Origin of the sequence: Streptomyces sp. NPDC006435 (assembly GCF_040612315.1) — a bacterium.
Classification (GTDB): Bacteria; Actinomycetota; Actinomycetes; order Streptomycetales; family Streptomycetaceae; genus Streptomyces.
The window spans coordinates 404,024-417,053 of record NZ_JBEXPY010000001.1 but is presented as its reverse complement, the minus strand read 5'-3'; the positions used below and the strand labels follow the sequence as shown (position 1 = coordinate 417,053).

Genomic DNA, 13,030 nt, shown 5'->3' with positions numbered 1-13,030 from the left:
GCATCACTGTACCAGGATGAAAGTTGAGCCCGGATTAATTCTTGACCGGATACATTTTCATGGGTCATGGTGATGCCGGACCACGGCGGCGCCGAGCCGCCCGGGAGGGGAGAGCCGCCATGACCACAGCCATGCCCACAGCCATGACCGACCGTCGGCGTCTGATCGGCTTCGTGCTCTGCATCGCCACGATCCTGCTGGCCGTGCTCGACACGAACATCGTTTCGTCGGCGACGGTGCCGATCGTCCGCGAGCTCGATCCGGCGCACGGCGTCGACAAGATCCCCTGGCTGATCGCCGCGTACCAGCTCGCCGCGACCGCGGCCCTGCCGCTGTACGGGAAGCTCTGCGACGTACTCGGCGCCAAGAAGGTCTTCATCGGGGCCGTCGCCGTCTTCCTCACCGGCTCGGTGCTGTGCGGGATGGCGGGGTCCATGGGCCGGCTGATCGCCGCCCGCGCGCTCCAGGGCATCGGCGGCGGCGGGCTGATGAGCGTCACCATGGTCGTGCTGCGCGAGCTCAAGGGCCCCGGGAAGGACGACGGCGGCAAGGGCGGCAGCATCGGCGGGATCGTCGCGGGCACCGGGATGGCGCTCGGGCCATGGCTCGGCGGACTGCTCGCCGACCACGCCGACTGGCGGTGGATCTTCTACATCAACCTGCCCGTCGGCCTCGCCGTGCTGGTCGCCGCGGTCTGCGTGCTCAGGCTGCCCGTGCGCACCGCCCGCCGCACGATCGACTTCCTGGGCGCCGGTCTCGCGGCCGCCCTCTCCACCGCGCTGCTGCTGGTCGCCCAGTGGGGCGGCAAGGACTACGCCTGGTCGTCCCCGCAGGTCGTGGGGCTGATCGCGGGCAGCGCCGTCCTGCTCGTCCTCTTCCTGCGCCGTCAGGCCACCGCGGCCGAACCGGTGCTCCCGCTCACCATGTTCAAGATCCGCGAACTCCGGTACGGCTTCGCCGTCCAGGGCCTGGTCGGCGCCGCCATGATGGGCTCGCTGATCTACGTGATGATCTATCTCCAGGTCGTACGGGGCGTCGGCGCCTCCTCCGCCGGGCTCTTCCTGGTCCCGATGGCGATCGGCATGACCGTCATCGGGCTGTTCTCCGGCAGGCTCGCCTCGGCGGGCTGGTCGCAGCGGACCTTCGTCATCAGCGGAAGCGCCTGTGCCTGTGCCGCCCTGGCCCTGCTCGCCACGCTCACCGCGGACACCGGCCTCTGGGCGGTCCGCGCCATGATGCTGCTGATGGGCGTCGGCTTCGGGCAGCTCGTCGGACAGCTGATCCAGCTGGTCCAGGACACCGCGCCGGCCGGTCAGCTGGGTGTGGCCACCACCGGTGTCCGGTTCTTCCAGACCCTCGGCGGCGCCCTGGGCGCGGCCGTCCTCGGCACCGTGCTCAGCCGGGTGTACGCGGCCCGCGGCCCCGGCGGCACGACCAGCACCATCGGCCGGCTGACCGGGCCCGCCCACCAGCAGGCGGTGGACGCCTTCGTCTCGTCGATGAACGTGGTCTTCTGGGCCGCGACCGGGCTGATGCTCCTGGCGACCGTCCTGGCCTTCCGGATCCCGGCCCGCCGGGAACCGGACCCGACGGACTCGTCCTCCCCCACCGACAGGCAGGCCGCGCCGACGCCCGCGTGACGCGTACCGCACATCCCCCGCGCACACGGGGACGGCCCCGCCCACGGATGGGCGGGGCCGTCCCCGTCACAGACGTACCGTCGTCACGCACGTACCGTCGTCGCGCACGGACCGTCGCCGTCAGGCGAGCAGACCCGGAATGGTCTCCTCGTGCGCGGTGCGCAGCTCGCTCAGCGGGATGCCGAACTCGCCCTGGACCTCGATCTCCTCGCCGTCCACGACACCGATCCGGGCGACGGGCAGACCCCGGGCACCGCACATGTCGTTGAAGCGGAGCTCCTCGCTCCGGGGGACGGAGACGACCGCGCGCCCCGCCGACTCGGAGAAGAGGAAGGTGAACGCGTCCAGTCCGTCCGGCACGACCAGCCGGGCACCCTTCCCGCCGCGCAGGCAGGACTCGGTGACCGCCTGGATCAGGCCGCCGTCGGAGAGGTCGTGCGCCGCGTCGATCATGCCGTCGCGGGAGGCCGAGATCAGGATCTCGGCGAGCAGCTTCTCGCGGCCCAGGTCCACCTTCGGAGGCATGCCGCCCAGGTGGCCGTGGACGACCTCGGACCAGGCCGAGCCGCCGAACTCCTCGTGCGTGTCGCCCAGCAGGTAGAGGAGCTGGCCCTCTTCCGCGAAGGCGACCGGCGTGCGCCGGGTGACGTCGTCGATCACGCCGAGCACGGCCACGACCGGCGTCGGGTGGATCGCCGTCTCGCCGGTCTGGTTGTACAGCGAGACGTTGCCGCCGGTGACCGGGGTGCCCAGCTCCAGGCAGCCGTCCGCCAGGCCGCGGGTGGCCTCGGCGAACTGCCACATGACGTCCGGGTCCTCGGGCGAGCCGAAGTTCAGGCAGTCCGAGATCGCGAGCGGCTTGGCACCAGAGGCGGCGACGTTGCGGTACGACTCCGCCAGCGCGAGCTGCGCGCCGGTGTACGGGTCGAGCTTGGCGTACCGGCCGTTGCCGTCGGTCGCCATGGCCACGCCCAGGTTCGACTTCTCGTCGATCCGGACCATGCCGGCGTCCTCGGGCATCGCGAGCACGGTGTTGCCCTGCACGAACCGGTCGTACTGGTCCGTGATCCAGGACTTCGACGCCTGGTTCGGCGAGGAGACCAGCTTGAGGACCTGCTCGCGCAGCTCCGCGCCGTTCGCCGGACGGGCCAGCCTGCCGGCGTCGTCCGCCTGGAGCGCGTCCTGCCACGACGGGCGGGCGAACGGGCGGTGGTACGTCGGGCCCTCGTGGGCGACGGACCGCGGCGGCACGTCCACGATCTGCTCGCCGTGCCAGAAGATCTCCAGCTGCGAGCCCTCGGTCACCTCACCGATGACGGTGGCGATGACGTCCCACTTCTCGCAGATCTCCAGGAAGCGGTCCACGTGCTGCGGCTCGACGATCGCGCACATGCGCTCCTGCGACTCGCTCATGAGGATTTCCTCGGGCGAGAGGGAGGAGTCGCGCAGCGGCACGGTGTCCAGCTCGACGCGCATGCCGCCGGAACCGGCGGAGGCCAGCTCGGACGTGGCGCAGGAGAGCCCGGCGCCGCCGAGGTCCTGGATGCCCGCGACGAGCTTCTCCTTGAAGATCTCCAGGGTGCACTCGATGAGGAGCTTCTCCTGGAACGGGTCGCCGACCTGGACGGCCGGGCGCTTGGCCGGGCCGGTCGACTCGAAGGTCTCCGAGGCCAGCACGGAGACGCCGCCGATGCCGTCGCCGCCGGTGCGGGCACCGTAGAGGATCACCTTGTTGCCGGGGCCGGAGGCCTTGGCCAGGTGGATGTCCTCGTGCTTCATCACGCCGATGCAGCCGGCGTTGACCAGCGGGTTGCCCTGGTAGCAGGCGTCGAAGACGACCTCGCCGCCGATGTTCGGCAGGCCCAGGCAGTTGCCGTAGCCGCCGATGCCCGCGACGACGCCCGGCAGGACGCGCTTGGTGTCGGGGTGGTCGGCCGCGCCGAAGCGCAGCGGGTCGACGACGGCGACCGGGCGGGCGCCCATGGCGAGGATGTCGCGGACGATGCCGCCGACGCCGGTGGCCGCGCCCTGGTAGGGCTCGATGTACGAGGGGTGGTTGTGCGACTCGACCTTGAAGGTGACCGCGTACCCCTGGCCGACGTCGACCACACCGGCGTTCTCACCGATGCCGACGAGCATCGCGTCGTTGGCGGGGACCTTCTCGCCGAACTGCTTGAGGTGGACCTTGCTGCTCTTGTACGAGCAGTGCTCGGACCACATCACGGAGTACATGGCGAGCTCGGCGCCGGTGGGACGGCGGCCCAGGATCTCGCGGATCCGGGCGTACTCGTCCTCCTTGAGGCCGAGCTCCTTCCAGGGCTGCGCGGTGTCCGGGGTTTCGGCCGCGTGCTTGACCGTGTCCAGGCTCATGCGTTGACCAGCTTCTTGATGATCGAGGTGAAGAAACCGAGGCCGTCGGTGCGGCCGGTTCCGATCAGCGGCTCGACGGCGTGCTCCGGGTGCGGCATCAGGCCGACGACATTGCCCGCGGCGTTGGTGATGCCGGCGATGTCGCGCAGCGAGCCGTTGGGGTTCATGTCCAGGTAACGGAAGGCGACCCGGCCCTCCGCCTCCAGCTCGTCGAGCACCCGCTCGTCGGCGACGTAACGCCCGTCCATGTTCTTGAGCGGTACGGAGATCTCCTGGCCCGCGGAGTAGTCCGAGGTCCAGGCGGTCTCCGCGTTCTCGACGCGCAGCTTCTGGTCGCGGCAGATGAAGTGCAGGTGGTTGTTGCGCAGCATCGCGCCGGGCAGCAGGTGCGCCTCGGTCAGGATCTGGAAGCCGTTGCAGATGCCGAGGACCGGCATCCCCGCCTTCGCCTGATCGATGACGGTCTCCATGACCGGCGAGAAGCGGGAGATGGCACCGGCCCGCAGATAGTCGCCGTAGGAGAAGCCGCCCGCCAGAATGACCGCGTCGACCTGGTGCAGGTCCTTGTCGCGGTGCCACAGCGATACGGGTTCGGCGCCCGCGACCCGTACGGCCCTCAGGCTGTCCTGGTCGTCGAGCGTGCCGGGAAAGGTGACGACTCCGATACGAGCAGTCACTTCGACTCCTCGGCCTTCTCCACCTTCACGGTGAAGTCCTCGATGACGGTGTTGGCGAGGAAAGTCTCGGCCATCTCGTGAATGCGGCCGAGGGCGGCTTCGTCGACCGGCCCCTCGACCTCGAGCTCGAAACGCTTTCCCTGACGTACGTCCGCGATTCCCTCGAAGCCGAGACGGGGCAGTGCGCGCTGCACCGCCTGTCCCTGCGGGTCGAGGATCTCGGGCTTGAGCATGACGTCGACTACGACGCGTGCCACTGGCACTCCCGGTTTGGTGTGGTGCGGCTGTTTCTCCGGGGGGCTCCCCAGACCCCCGCAGGTCCCCTCAGCGTACCTGGCCGGAAATTCTACGCGAGTAGATATCACAGCTCCCGGATCACGTCGAGATATCGGCGACAACGGATGGGGAAAGTCCTGCAAAAAAAATCCTCACCATCAGCACACATAGAAGGCTGACACGCGGATTCAATTGGGTGGGCTTCACAATGCGGCACCCACCGCTGTACAAATGATTACCGGGGAATGCAGCGTTGCCCCTAAACGGCCGACAACCGTCGGCCCCGTATCCGCCTATCCACCGGACAGGCCCTGGCAGCCAGTAGGCCGGCATCGGTTCGCATCAGAAGCGCCGGTGCCGCAGGAAAGGACCGATATCCGTGGCTCAACGCGTAGTGGTCACGCTCTTCGACGACATCGACGGGGGAGCAGCGGCGGAAACGGTCACGTTCGCCCTGGACGGGAAGTCGTACGAGATCGACCTCAATCCGTCCAATGCCAAGAAACTGCGCAAGGCCCTCGCGCCGTACATGGCGGCGGGCCGGAAGCAGACCGGCGGCGGCAGGCACGGCAAGAAGCCCGTGTCGTACCGGCACACGTCGCTCGCCCCCGACCCGGCGGCCGTACGGGCCTGGGCCCGCTCCCACCGGATGGACGTGCCGGCCCGCGGCCGCATCCCGAAGAAGGTCTACGAGGCGTTCCGCGAGGCGAGTTGAGCCGGGGCGCCCGCCGCTCCGGCCCGGCACCGCTCCCGGGGCGACGGGGCGCCGCACTCCGGGCCGGGCGGCGGCCGGTCGTCGCCCGCCCGGTCGCACCACCCGCCCGGACCGGCCCGAACGTCCTCCCGGGGCCGTCCGGAGCACCCCGCGACGGCACCGTGCGGGCACCGACTTGCGCTACACCCCTGCAGGTCGGCTAAAGTCTGGAGCACGCCGAGGGGCAAGGCCGAAAAGCCGAACCCCAAGCAGCGTGCGGGTGTAGTTCAGTAGTAGAACATCCCCCTTCCAGGGGGAAGGCGCAGTGTGCAATTCCTGTCACCCGCTCTGCATCGCTCTTAACGGCCACTCCGGTGGATCGGGTAGAGTGTTGCTCGCACCGCACGGAGAACTCCTTCCGGAGTACAATGAGCGGCAGCAATGCGGACGTGGCTCAGTTGGTAGAGCATCACCTTGCCAAGGTGAGGGTCGCGAGTTCGAATCTCGTCGTCCGCTCTTGATCGGATTGTTGAAGGCCCTGGTCGATTTCGACCGGGGCCTTCGCCGTATTCTCCCGGCCTCCGCCCCTTCCGCTCCTCGCCGTTCCCCGCGGTCACGGCTGTGATGCGCGTTACCTCCGGGGGCCGCCCATGACGTTTGTCATGTGCAGTGGTGACAGCCCGCACTGAGAGCGGCGCCGATCCGGCGGGAGTCTGGGGACATGACCAGCGACGAGATTCCCAGCGACCGCGCGGGCGGCACCGCAGCCGACCCCGTGACCGATTCCACGACCGGTCCCGTGGCCGGCTCCCCCGCCGTTCCCGTGGCCGATCCCGTCATCGAGGTCGACGGCGTGCACCGCAGCTACACCGGCGGTTTCGAGGCCGTGGCCGGTGTCTCCTTCTCCGTGGGGCGCGGCGAGCTCTTCGCCCTGCTCGGCACGAACGGCGCCGGGAAGACCTCCACCGTCGAACTGCTGGAGGGCCTGGCCGCGCCCGACGCCGGCGCGATCCGGGTGCTGGGCCACGACCCGTTCCGCGAGCGCGCCCTCGTCCGGCCGCGGATCGGGGTGATGCTCCAGGAGGGCGGCTTCCCCTCCGACCTGACGGTCACCGAGACCGTACGGATGTGGGCGGGGTGCACCAGCGGTGCCCGGCCGACCGGCGAGGCGCTGGAACTGGTCGGGCTCTCCCACCGGGCCCGGGTGCGGGTCAAGCAGCTCTCCGGCGGCGAGCGGCGCCGCCTCGACCTGGCGCTGGCCCTGCTCGGCCGGCCCGAGGTGCTGTTCCTGGACGAGCCGACCACCGGGCTCGACGCCGAGGGGCGGCGCGAGACCTGGAAGCTGGTGCGCGAGCTGCGCGACGGCGGCACCACCGTCCTGCTCACCACGCACTACCTGGAGGAGGCGGAGACGCTCGCCGACCGGCTGGCGATCATGCACCGGGGGCGGATCGTGACGGCGGGCACCACCGCCGACGTGACGGCCGCCCGCCCCTCCCACATCCGGTTCACCCTGCCCGAAGGGGTCCCGGCGGCACGGATTCCGCTGACGCTGCAGGCCGCGGCCGAGGGGGACCGGGTCGAGATCCGCACCCACCGACTGCAGGAGTCCCTGGACGAACTGCTGACCTGGGCGAGGCAGTCGGACGTCCGGCTGATCGGACTCGACGCCCGGTCGGCCTCCCTCGAAGAAGCATTCCTCGACATCGCGCAGAGCGCGACGGAGAACGGAAAGGCGGCCGTGCGATGACGACCACGACGACCGGCGACACCACCGGGACGAAGACCGGCACCACCGCGGCGGGCGCCCCGTCGCCGGCGGGGCGGACCATGACCACCACGGTCCGGGACCGGCTGACCGCCCTCGGGCGCGCCGAGGTCACCCTGCTCGCCCGCAACCGGACGGCCGTCTTCGTGGCGCTGCTGATGCCCGCCGCCATGGTCCTGGCGATGAAGTCGACGCTCAAGCCGTCCATCCTCGACGGGAGCGGGCTGAGCCTCGCCGGAGCGGCGCTCACCGGCGGCATCGGCATCGTGCTGATCCAGGCCGTCTACATGAACATGGTCTCGTCGTACGTGGCCCGGCGTGAGGACCTGGTCCTCAAGCGGCTGCGCACCGGCGAGGTCACCGACCGGGAGATCCTCGTCGGGACCGCGCTGCCGTCGGCCGCGCTGGCGCTGGCCCAGATCGTGGTGATCGTCGTGGCCGGGACGGTCTTCTTCGACCTCGACGCACCGAAGCGGCCCGATCTGCTCCTGGCGGGGCTGCTGCTGGGCGTGGTGCTGCTGACGGCGCTGGCCGGGGCCACCTCGGCGATCACCCGTACCGTGCAGACCTCTCAGCTCACCACCCTCCCGCTGTTCCTCGTCTCGATGATGGGCTCGGGGCTCTTCGTACCGGTGGAGGTCATGCCCGACCGGGTGGCGGCCGTGTGCGAACTCCTGCCGGTGACCGGGCCGATGACGCTCGTCCGGGCGGGCTGGCTGGGCGGGGCCGAGGGCTCCGACCTGCTCGTGGCCGCTCTGACGGGGCTGGCCTGGACCGCGTTCGCCGTGTTTGCTGTGCAGCGTTGGTTCCGCTGGGAACCGCGACGCTGAGGGGGGACGTGCCGTGTCGGTGCTCGTGCGGGGCTGGCGCCGCGACTGGCAGCAGCGCAGCAAGCTGGAGCGGATCGACCTGTACTCGCGGATGACCGTTTCGGTGATGCCCTGGTTCTTCACCCTGGCGTGGCAGGTGGCCCCCTTCGGGTCGGACATCCGCCACGAGCCGCTGCCGCTGGCGCTGGGCCTGGCCCTGCTGACCGTGAGCCTCGCGCAGTGCCTGCTGAGCAACCGCAACATACGGCTGTCGTACGGGCACTACCTCGGCAAGGACGTCTTCCCCCGGCGTCGGCAACTGCCGCCCCTGGTACTGGTACTGGTGAGCCTGGGGCTGCTGGCGGCGCTGGCCGGGGTGGACGGGGTGAGCGACGCGGGGCTGCTCCTCATGGTCATCAACATGCCGGCGGCGTTCGCGACGACACATACCCTGCTGGTCCCGGTCCGCACCTTCCTGCTCCAGTCGCTCGCCCTCGCCGCGCTGAGCGTCGGCGTCCTCGCCGCGGTCGGGGTGCGCGGCGGGCTGCTGGGCGGGGTGGCGCTGACGGCGCTCTTCGGCTGCGCGATCATCCTGATCTCCGTACGGCCCAGCGCCTGGAGCCTGAGCGTGATGTGGCAGGCCGAGGAGGCCCGGGACCTGCAGGCCCGGCTCGCGGTCGCCGAGGAGCGGCTGCGGTTCGGCCGGGACATGCACGACGTGCTGGGCCGCAATCTCGCCGTGATCGCGCTGAAGAGCGAACTGGCCGCGGAACTGGCTCAGCGCGGCAGGCCGGAGGCGGTGGACCAGATGGTCGAGGTGCAGCGGATAGCCCGTACCTCCCAGCAGGAGGTGCGCGATGTCGTACGGGGCTACCGGGAGGCCGATCTGAGCACGGAACTGGCCGGGGCCCGCGGGGTGTTGAGCGCGGCCGGGATCGAGTGCGAGGTGCGGGGGGCCACCGGCGGGGAACTGCCAGCGCCCGTGCAGGCGGCGCTCGGCTGGGTCGTGCGGGAGGCGGCGACCAATGTGCTGCGGCACGGCGATCCGCGCCGCTGCACGATCCGGATCGGGTCCTCTGCGGACGAGGTGGTGCTCCAGGTGGAGAACGACGGGGTGGCGGCGGCACCGGGCGGGGCGGCCGGGGCGGCCGACGGCTCCGGGACCGGGGGTTCCGGACTGGCCGGACTGCGGGAGCGGCTCCGCGCGCTGGAGGGTTCACTGGACGCCGGCCCGGCGGGCAACGGCCTGTTCCGGCTCACGGCGACGGTCCCGCTGTCCGGCGCGGAGACCGGGACGCCGTCCCGAGCGAAGCCGGGAGCGGGAGCAGGAGCGACAGGCACAGGACTGGCAGGGGAAGCAGTGCCGGGAACGGCGTCGGAAGAAGCACGGGTGGTTCCGGGGGTCGCGGCACCCACCACCCTCCAGGAGGAACGACGATGACGGCCGTGCGGGTGCTGCTCGCCGACGACGAACACCTGATCCGGGGTGCGCTGGCCGCGCTGCTGGCCCTGGAGGACGACCTCGTGGTCGTCGCGGAGGCGGCGACCGGGCCGGAGGCGCTGGCCATGGCACGGGCCCACCGGCCCGATGTGGCGGTCCTCGACCTGGAGATGCCCGGTGCCGACGGTGTGAGTGTCGCCACATCCCTGCGGACCGAACTGCCCGACTGCCGGACGATGATCGTGACGAGTCACGGCCGGCCCGGACACCTCAAGCGGGCACTGGCGGCAGGCGTGCGGGCCTTCGTCCCGAAGACCGCCAGCGCCCGTCAGCTCGCCGGGATCATCCGCACCGTGCATGCCGGAAACCGTTACGTGGACCCGGAGTTGGCGGCCGACGCGATCTCCTCCGGGGACTCGCCGCTGACCGCCCGGGAGACCGAGGTGCTGGAACTCGCGGCGGACGGAGCGCCCGTCGCGGAGATCGCGGAGCGGGCCTCGCTGTCGCAGGGGACCGTCCGGAACTACCTGTCGGCGGCCGTCTCGAAGCTCGGGGTGGAGAACCGGCATGCCGCGGTGCGTCTCGCACGGGAGCGGGGATGGGTATAGTGGGTCTCGCGCTTCGGCGCTTGCGGACGTAGCTCAGTTGGTAGAGCGCAACCTTGCCAAGGTTGAGGTCGCCAGTTCGAACCTGGTCGTCCGCTCTGTTCGGCAAGAAGCCCCCGACCTTCCGGTCGGGGGCTTCTTCGTGTTCCTCGGCGGTCCTACTGCCAGGGCGTGCCGGTGAGGAGTTCGTACGCCTCCAGGTACTTCGCCCGGGTCGCGTCCACGATCTCCTGGGGCAGGGCCGGGGGCGGCTGCTCGCTCCTGCGGTCCCAGCCGGAGGCCGGCGAGGTCAGCCAGTCGCGCACGAACTGCTTGTCGTAGCTGGGCTGGGCCCGGCCCGGCTCCCAGCCGGACACCGGCCAGAAGCGCGAGGAGTCGGGGGTCAGCACCTCGTCCGCGATGATCAGTTCCTCGGTGCCGTCGGCCGCGGGCGCGAAGCCGAACTCGAACTTCGTGTCGGCGAGGATGATCCCGCGCTCGCGCGCAATGTCACGGGCCCTGCCGTACACGTCCAGCGTGGTGCGGCGCAGCCGGTCGGCGGTCTCCTCGCCGACCTGGCGGGCCACCTCCTCGTAGCTCACGTTCTCGTCGTGGTCGCCGACGGCCGCCTTGGTGGCGGGGGTGAAGATCGGCTCCGGGAGTTCCGAGCCGTCGACCAGCCCCTCGGGCAGCGGGAGGCCGCAGACCGTGCGGGACTCCTTGTACTCGACGAGGCCGGAGCCGGTGAGGTAGCCGCGGGCGACGCACTCGACCGGGACCATCCGCAGCGACTTGCAGATCAGGGTGCGGCCGGCCCAGTCGGCGGGGGCCCCGGCGGGGAGCTCCGTGGACAGGACGTGGTTCGGCACGAGGTCGGCGAGCTGGTCGAACCACCACAGCGAGAGACGGGTGAGCACCCGGCCCTTGTCCGGGATCTCGGTCGGCAGGACCCAGTCGTACGCGGACATGCGGTCGCTGGCGACCATGACGAGGTCGCCCGCCTCGTTCCGGTACAGGTCGCGCACCTTGCCCGTGTGCAGGTGGGTGAGCCCCGGGACCTGTACTGGTTCGGGCTTTTCTACAAATCCGGACACGCTGCCTCCGCGTAGGTTGATCCAGGAGTCGTACCGATTCTCCCGTATCGGGTGCGGTGGAGTGGAGCGGGGGCGTCCGCGGCGCCGACCGCCGCGTCCCGGGTCTCGCGCGTCTCGTACATCTCGTACGTCTCGCAGGTCTCGTGCGTCTCGCCGGCGCGCGAGGGGGAGCGGCTCAGTCGCGTTTGCAGATGCGGTCGAGGAGATTGGCCGTGGCCCGCTGGATGCGGGGATCGACGTGGCCGGGGCGGTCCAGGGCCGGGGACCAGGCGAAGGTGCCCGAGGCGAAGACGATGGCGCCGGACGGGGCGCGGTACACGGACGTCTCCTGGTGGCGTCTGACTCCCTCGCTGTCCAGGTACGGGGAGTGGGCGAGCAGGATGCGGCTCTCGTGCTCGGGGAGCGCGACGCGCGGGAAGTAGCGGTCGGCCTCGCCCGCGACCAGCCCGTCGAGTTCGTCGCCCTCCCGGGCACCCGTCGCCTCCCACAGCCAGTGCTCGGCGTTCCGTACGACCATGGGGTGCGGATCGGGCACCCGGCCCGCGTACTGGATGCCCAGGACCTGCTGCTCGGGGCGGTCGATCTCGCGCCAGAGGGCGGGTTTCCCCGGGCCGCGGCGTTTTCGGCAGGTGAGCAGGCGGTCCGGGACGCCGGACGGCGACGGGGAGAGGCTGACCTGCCAGTACATGGTGTTCGCGGAGAGGAACACCAGTGAGGTGCCGCCGTCGCGGGCGCTCTCGACGGTACGGCGCATGGGCACCGACCAGTACTCGTCGTGGCCGGGGAAGACCAGGCCCCGGTACCGGCTCGGGTCGACGCGGCCGGCGTGCAGGTCGCGGGTGTCCGCGTACGCGATGTCGTAGCCGTACCGCTCGGCCCAGCGGATGAAGTCGTAGGCGTGTCCGACGTGCAGCGGCAGTCCCGCGCCCGCGTAGGGGCGGTCGAAGGAGACCGTGACCGCGGCGTCCTCCTCGCCCAGGAGACGGCCCTGCTCGTCCCAGGCGTGGTAGAGGCTGGCGCCGGTGCGGCCGTCCTCCGGGTAGAGGTTGTACGCCTGCCAGGTGATGTCCGGCAGCACCAGCAGCAGATCGGCCGGGTGTTCGTCGCGGACCGTGAACGGGATGTGGGAGCGGTACCCGTCGACCGTGGTGAGCACGGCCACGTACGCGCCGATCGACCAGTAGCTCGGGATCTGCAGGCGCCAGGACTGCCACCAGTGGTGGCAGGAGACCGTGCGGTCGGCGGCGAGCGGGGCGGGCTGCACGATGCCGGAGATCCGGGGACTCGTGGTGATCTTGGCGGCGCCGTCGCCGCCGTAGTGACCGATGCGGTAGATGTCCACGGAGAACTGCCGGGGCGGGTTCACGGTGATGTGGAAGTCGACCGCCTCGCCGGGGGCGGCGGCGCCCGTGGAGATGAACCCCTTGATCTGCCGGTGCACGTCGTCGGCGGTACGGGTGCCGCCGTCGGTGGAACCGCGGGTCAGGGCCGGATCGGCGTACCAGGGGACGACGTGCCCGGTGTCGTCGAAGTAGTTCTCGCTGCCGCGCAGCCAGGGCAGGGGGCCCTGGCCGAAGGGGTCGGAGACGGCGTGCGCGAGGGCACCCGACTCCCAACGTCGAATCTGCTCCGCCCCCATACCCGTCCCCTCCCTCAGCTCCCCCGCAACAACAGTCG

The 13,030-nt window shown here is 70.8% G+C and carries 11 protein-coding genes and 3 tRNA genes; 9 read left to right on the top strand and 5 right to left on the bottom strand.

Features of this window, described 5'->3' with window-relative positions:
- Positions 1 to 119: 119 nt before the first annotated feature.
- The gene (locus ABZZ04_RS01880; protein WP_356930202.1) at positions 120 to 1,640 is read left to right on the top strand and encodes an MFS transporter; all 1,521 of its coding nucleotides are present in this window, start codon (positions 120 to 122) and stop codon (positions 1,638 to 1,640) included.
- 120 nt (positions 1,641 to 1,760) lie between these two features.
- On the opposite strand, the gene purL is transcribed toward ABZZ04_RS01880, so the two are convergent.
- From purL to purS, 3 genes are read right to left on the bottom strand one after another with little or no spacing between them, the layout of a single operon-like run.
- Entirely contained in the window at positions 1,761 to 4,010 is a 2,250-nt protein-coding gene (purL, locus tag ABZZ04_RS01875; protein ID WP_356930201.1) for a phosphoribosylformylglycinamidine synthase subunit PurL, read from the bottom strand.
- A complete protein-coding gene (purQ, locus tag ABZZ04_RS01870; RefSeq protein WP_356930200.1) occupies positions 4,007 to 4,687 on the bottom strand; it encodes a phosphoribosylformylglycinamidine synthase subunit PurQ in 681 nt (226 codons plus the stop codon). Before purQ ends, purL begins: the two co-directional genes overlap by 4 nt.
- Positions 4,684 to 4,950, bottom strand: a complete 267-nt coding sequence (gene purS / locus ABZZ04_RS01865) for a phosphoribosylformylglycinamidine synthase subunit PurS (protein WP_283852935.1) — start codon at positions 4,948 to 4,950, stop codon at positions 4,684 to 4,686. The genes purQ and purS overlap by 4 nt, the downstream gene beginning before the upstream one ends.
- A gap of 392 nt (positions 4,951 to 5,342) precedes the next feature.
- On the opposite strand from purS, the gene ABZZ04_RS01860 reads away from it, so the two are divergent.
- From ABZZ04_RS01860 to ABZZ04_RS01825, 8 genes are all read left to right on the top strand, one after another.
- Entirely contained in the window at positions 5,343 to 5,678 is a 336-nt protein-coding gene (locus tag ABZZ04_RS01860; RefSeq protein ID WP_356930199.1) for an Lsr2 family protein, read from the top strand.
- Between the two features lie 255 nt (positions 5,679 to 5,933).
- Positions 5,934 to 6,005: transfer RNA gene (locus ABZZ04_RS01855), tRNA-Gly, on the top strand.
- A 95-nt stretch (positions 6,006 to 6,100) separates the two neighbouring features.
- Positions 6,101 to 6,173 (top strand) — tRNA-Gly (locus tag ABZZ04_RS01850).
- A gap of 205 nt (positions 6,174 to 6,378) precedes the next feature.
- Positions 6,379 to 7,407, top strand: coding sequence for an ABC transporter ATP-binding protein (locus ABZZ04_RS01845; protein WP_356930197.1), 1,029 nt, complete (start codon positions 6,379 to 6,381; stop codon positions 7,405 to 7,407).
- A gap of 80 nt (positions 7,408 to 7,487) precedes the next feature.
- The gene (locus tag ABZZ04_RS01840) at positions 7,488 to 8,255 is read left to right on the top strand and encodes an ABC transporter permease (RefSeq protein ID WP_356930258.1); all 768 of its coding nucleotides are present in this window, start codon (positions 7,488 to 7,490) and stop codon (positions 8,253 to 8,255) included.
- Between the two features lie 19 nt (positions 8,256 to 8,274).
- On the top strand, positions 8,275 to 9,675 hold the full coding sequence (locus tag ABZZ04_RS01835) for a histidine kinase (RefSeq protein ID WP_356930257.1): 1,401 nt from the start codon (positions 8,275 to 8,277) through the stop codon (positions 9,673 to 9,675).
- Complete coding sequence (locus ABZZ04_RS01830) at positions 9,672 to 10,283, top strand: response regulator transcription factor (protein WP_356930196.1); 612 nt, start codon at positions 9,672 to 9,674, stop codon at positions 10,281 to 10,283. The genes ABZZ04_RS01835 and ABZZ04_RS01830 overlap by 4 nt, the downstream gene beginning before the upstream one ends.
- A gap of 22 nt (positions 10,284 to 10,305) precedes the next feature.
- Positions 10,306 to 10,378 (top strand) — tRNA-Gly (locus tag ABZZ04_RS01825).
- A gap of 60 nt (positions 10,379 to 10,438) precedes the next feature.
- On the opposite strand, the gene ABZZ04_RS01820 is transcribed toward ABZZ04_RS01825, so the two are convergent.
- Together ABZZ04_RS01820 and ABZZ04_RS01815 are read right to left on the bottom strand one after the other, a co-directional pair.
- Positions 10,439 to 11,353: a phosphoribosylaminoimidazolesuccinocarboxamide synthase gene (locus ABZZ04_RS01820; protein WP_356930195.1), complete on the bottom strand. Its 915-nt coding sequence runs from the start codon at positions 11,351 to 11,353 to the stop codon at positions 10,439 to 10,441.
- 175 nt (positions 11,354 to 11,528) lie between these two features.
- The gene (locus tag ABZZ04_RS01815; RefSeq protein WP_356930194.1) at positions 11,529 to 12,992 is read right to left on the bottom strand and encodes a N,N-dimethylformamidase beta subunit family domain-containing protein; all 1,464 of its coding nucleotides are present in this window, start codon (positions 12,990 to 12,992) and stop codon (positions 11,529 to 11,531) included.
- Between the last annotated feature and the right edge of the window lie 38 nt (positions 12,993 to 13,030).

Excerpts from the sequence above, each read along its gene's own strand:
- purL (WP_356930201.1), bottom strand. The coding sequence starts at position 4,010 with ATGAGCCTGGACACGGTCAAGCACGCGGCCGAAACCCCGGACACCGCG.
- ABZZ04_RS01845 (WP_356930197.1), top strand. The coding sequence starts at position 6,379 with ATGACCAGCGACGAGATTCCCAGCGACCGCGCGGGCGGCACCGCAGCC.
- ABZZ04_RS01830 (WP_356930196.1), top strand. The coding sequence starts at position 9,672 with ATGACGGCCGTGCGGGTGCTGCTCGCCGACGACGAACACCTGATCCGG.
- ABZZ04_RS01880 (WP_356930202.1), top strand. The coding sequence starts at position 120 with ATGACCACAGCCATGCCCACAGCCATGACCGACCGTCGGCGTCTGATC.
- ABZZ04_RS01815 (WP_356930194.1), bottom strand. The coding sequence starts at position 12,992 with ATGGGGGCGGAGCAGATTCGACGTTGGGAGTCGGGTGCCCTCGCGCAC.
- ABZZ04_RS01840 (WP_356930258.1), top strand. The coding sequence starts at position 7,488 with ATGACCACCACGGTCCGGGACCGGCTGACCGCCCTCGGGCGCGCCGAG.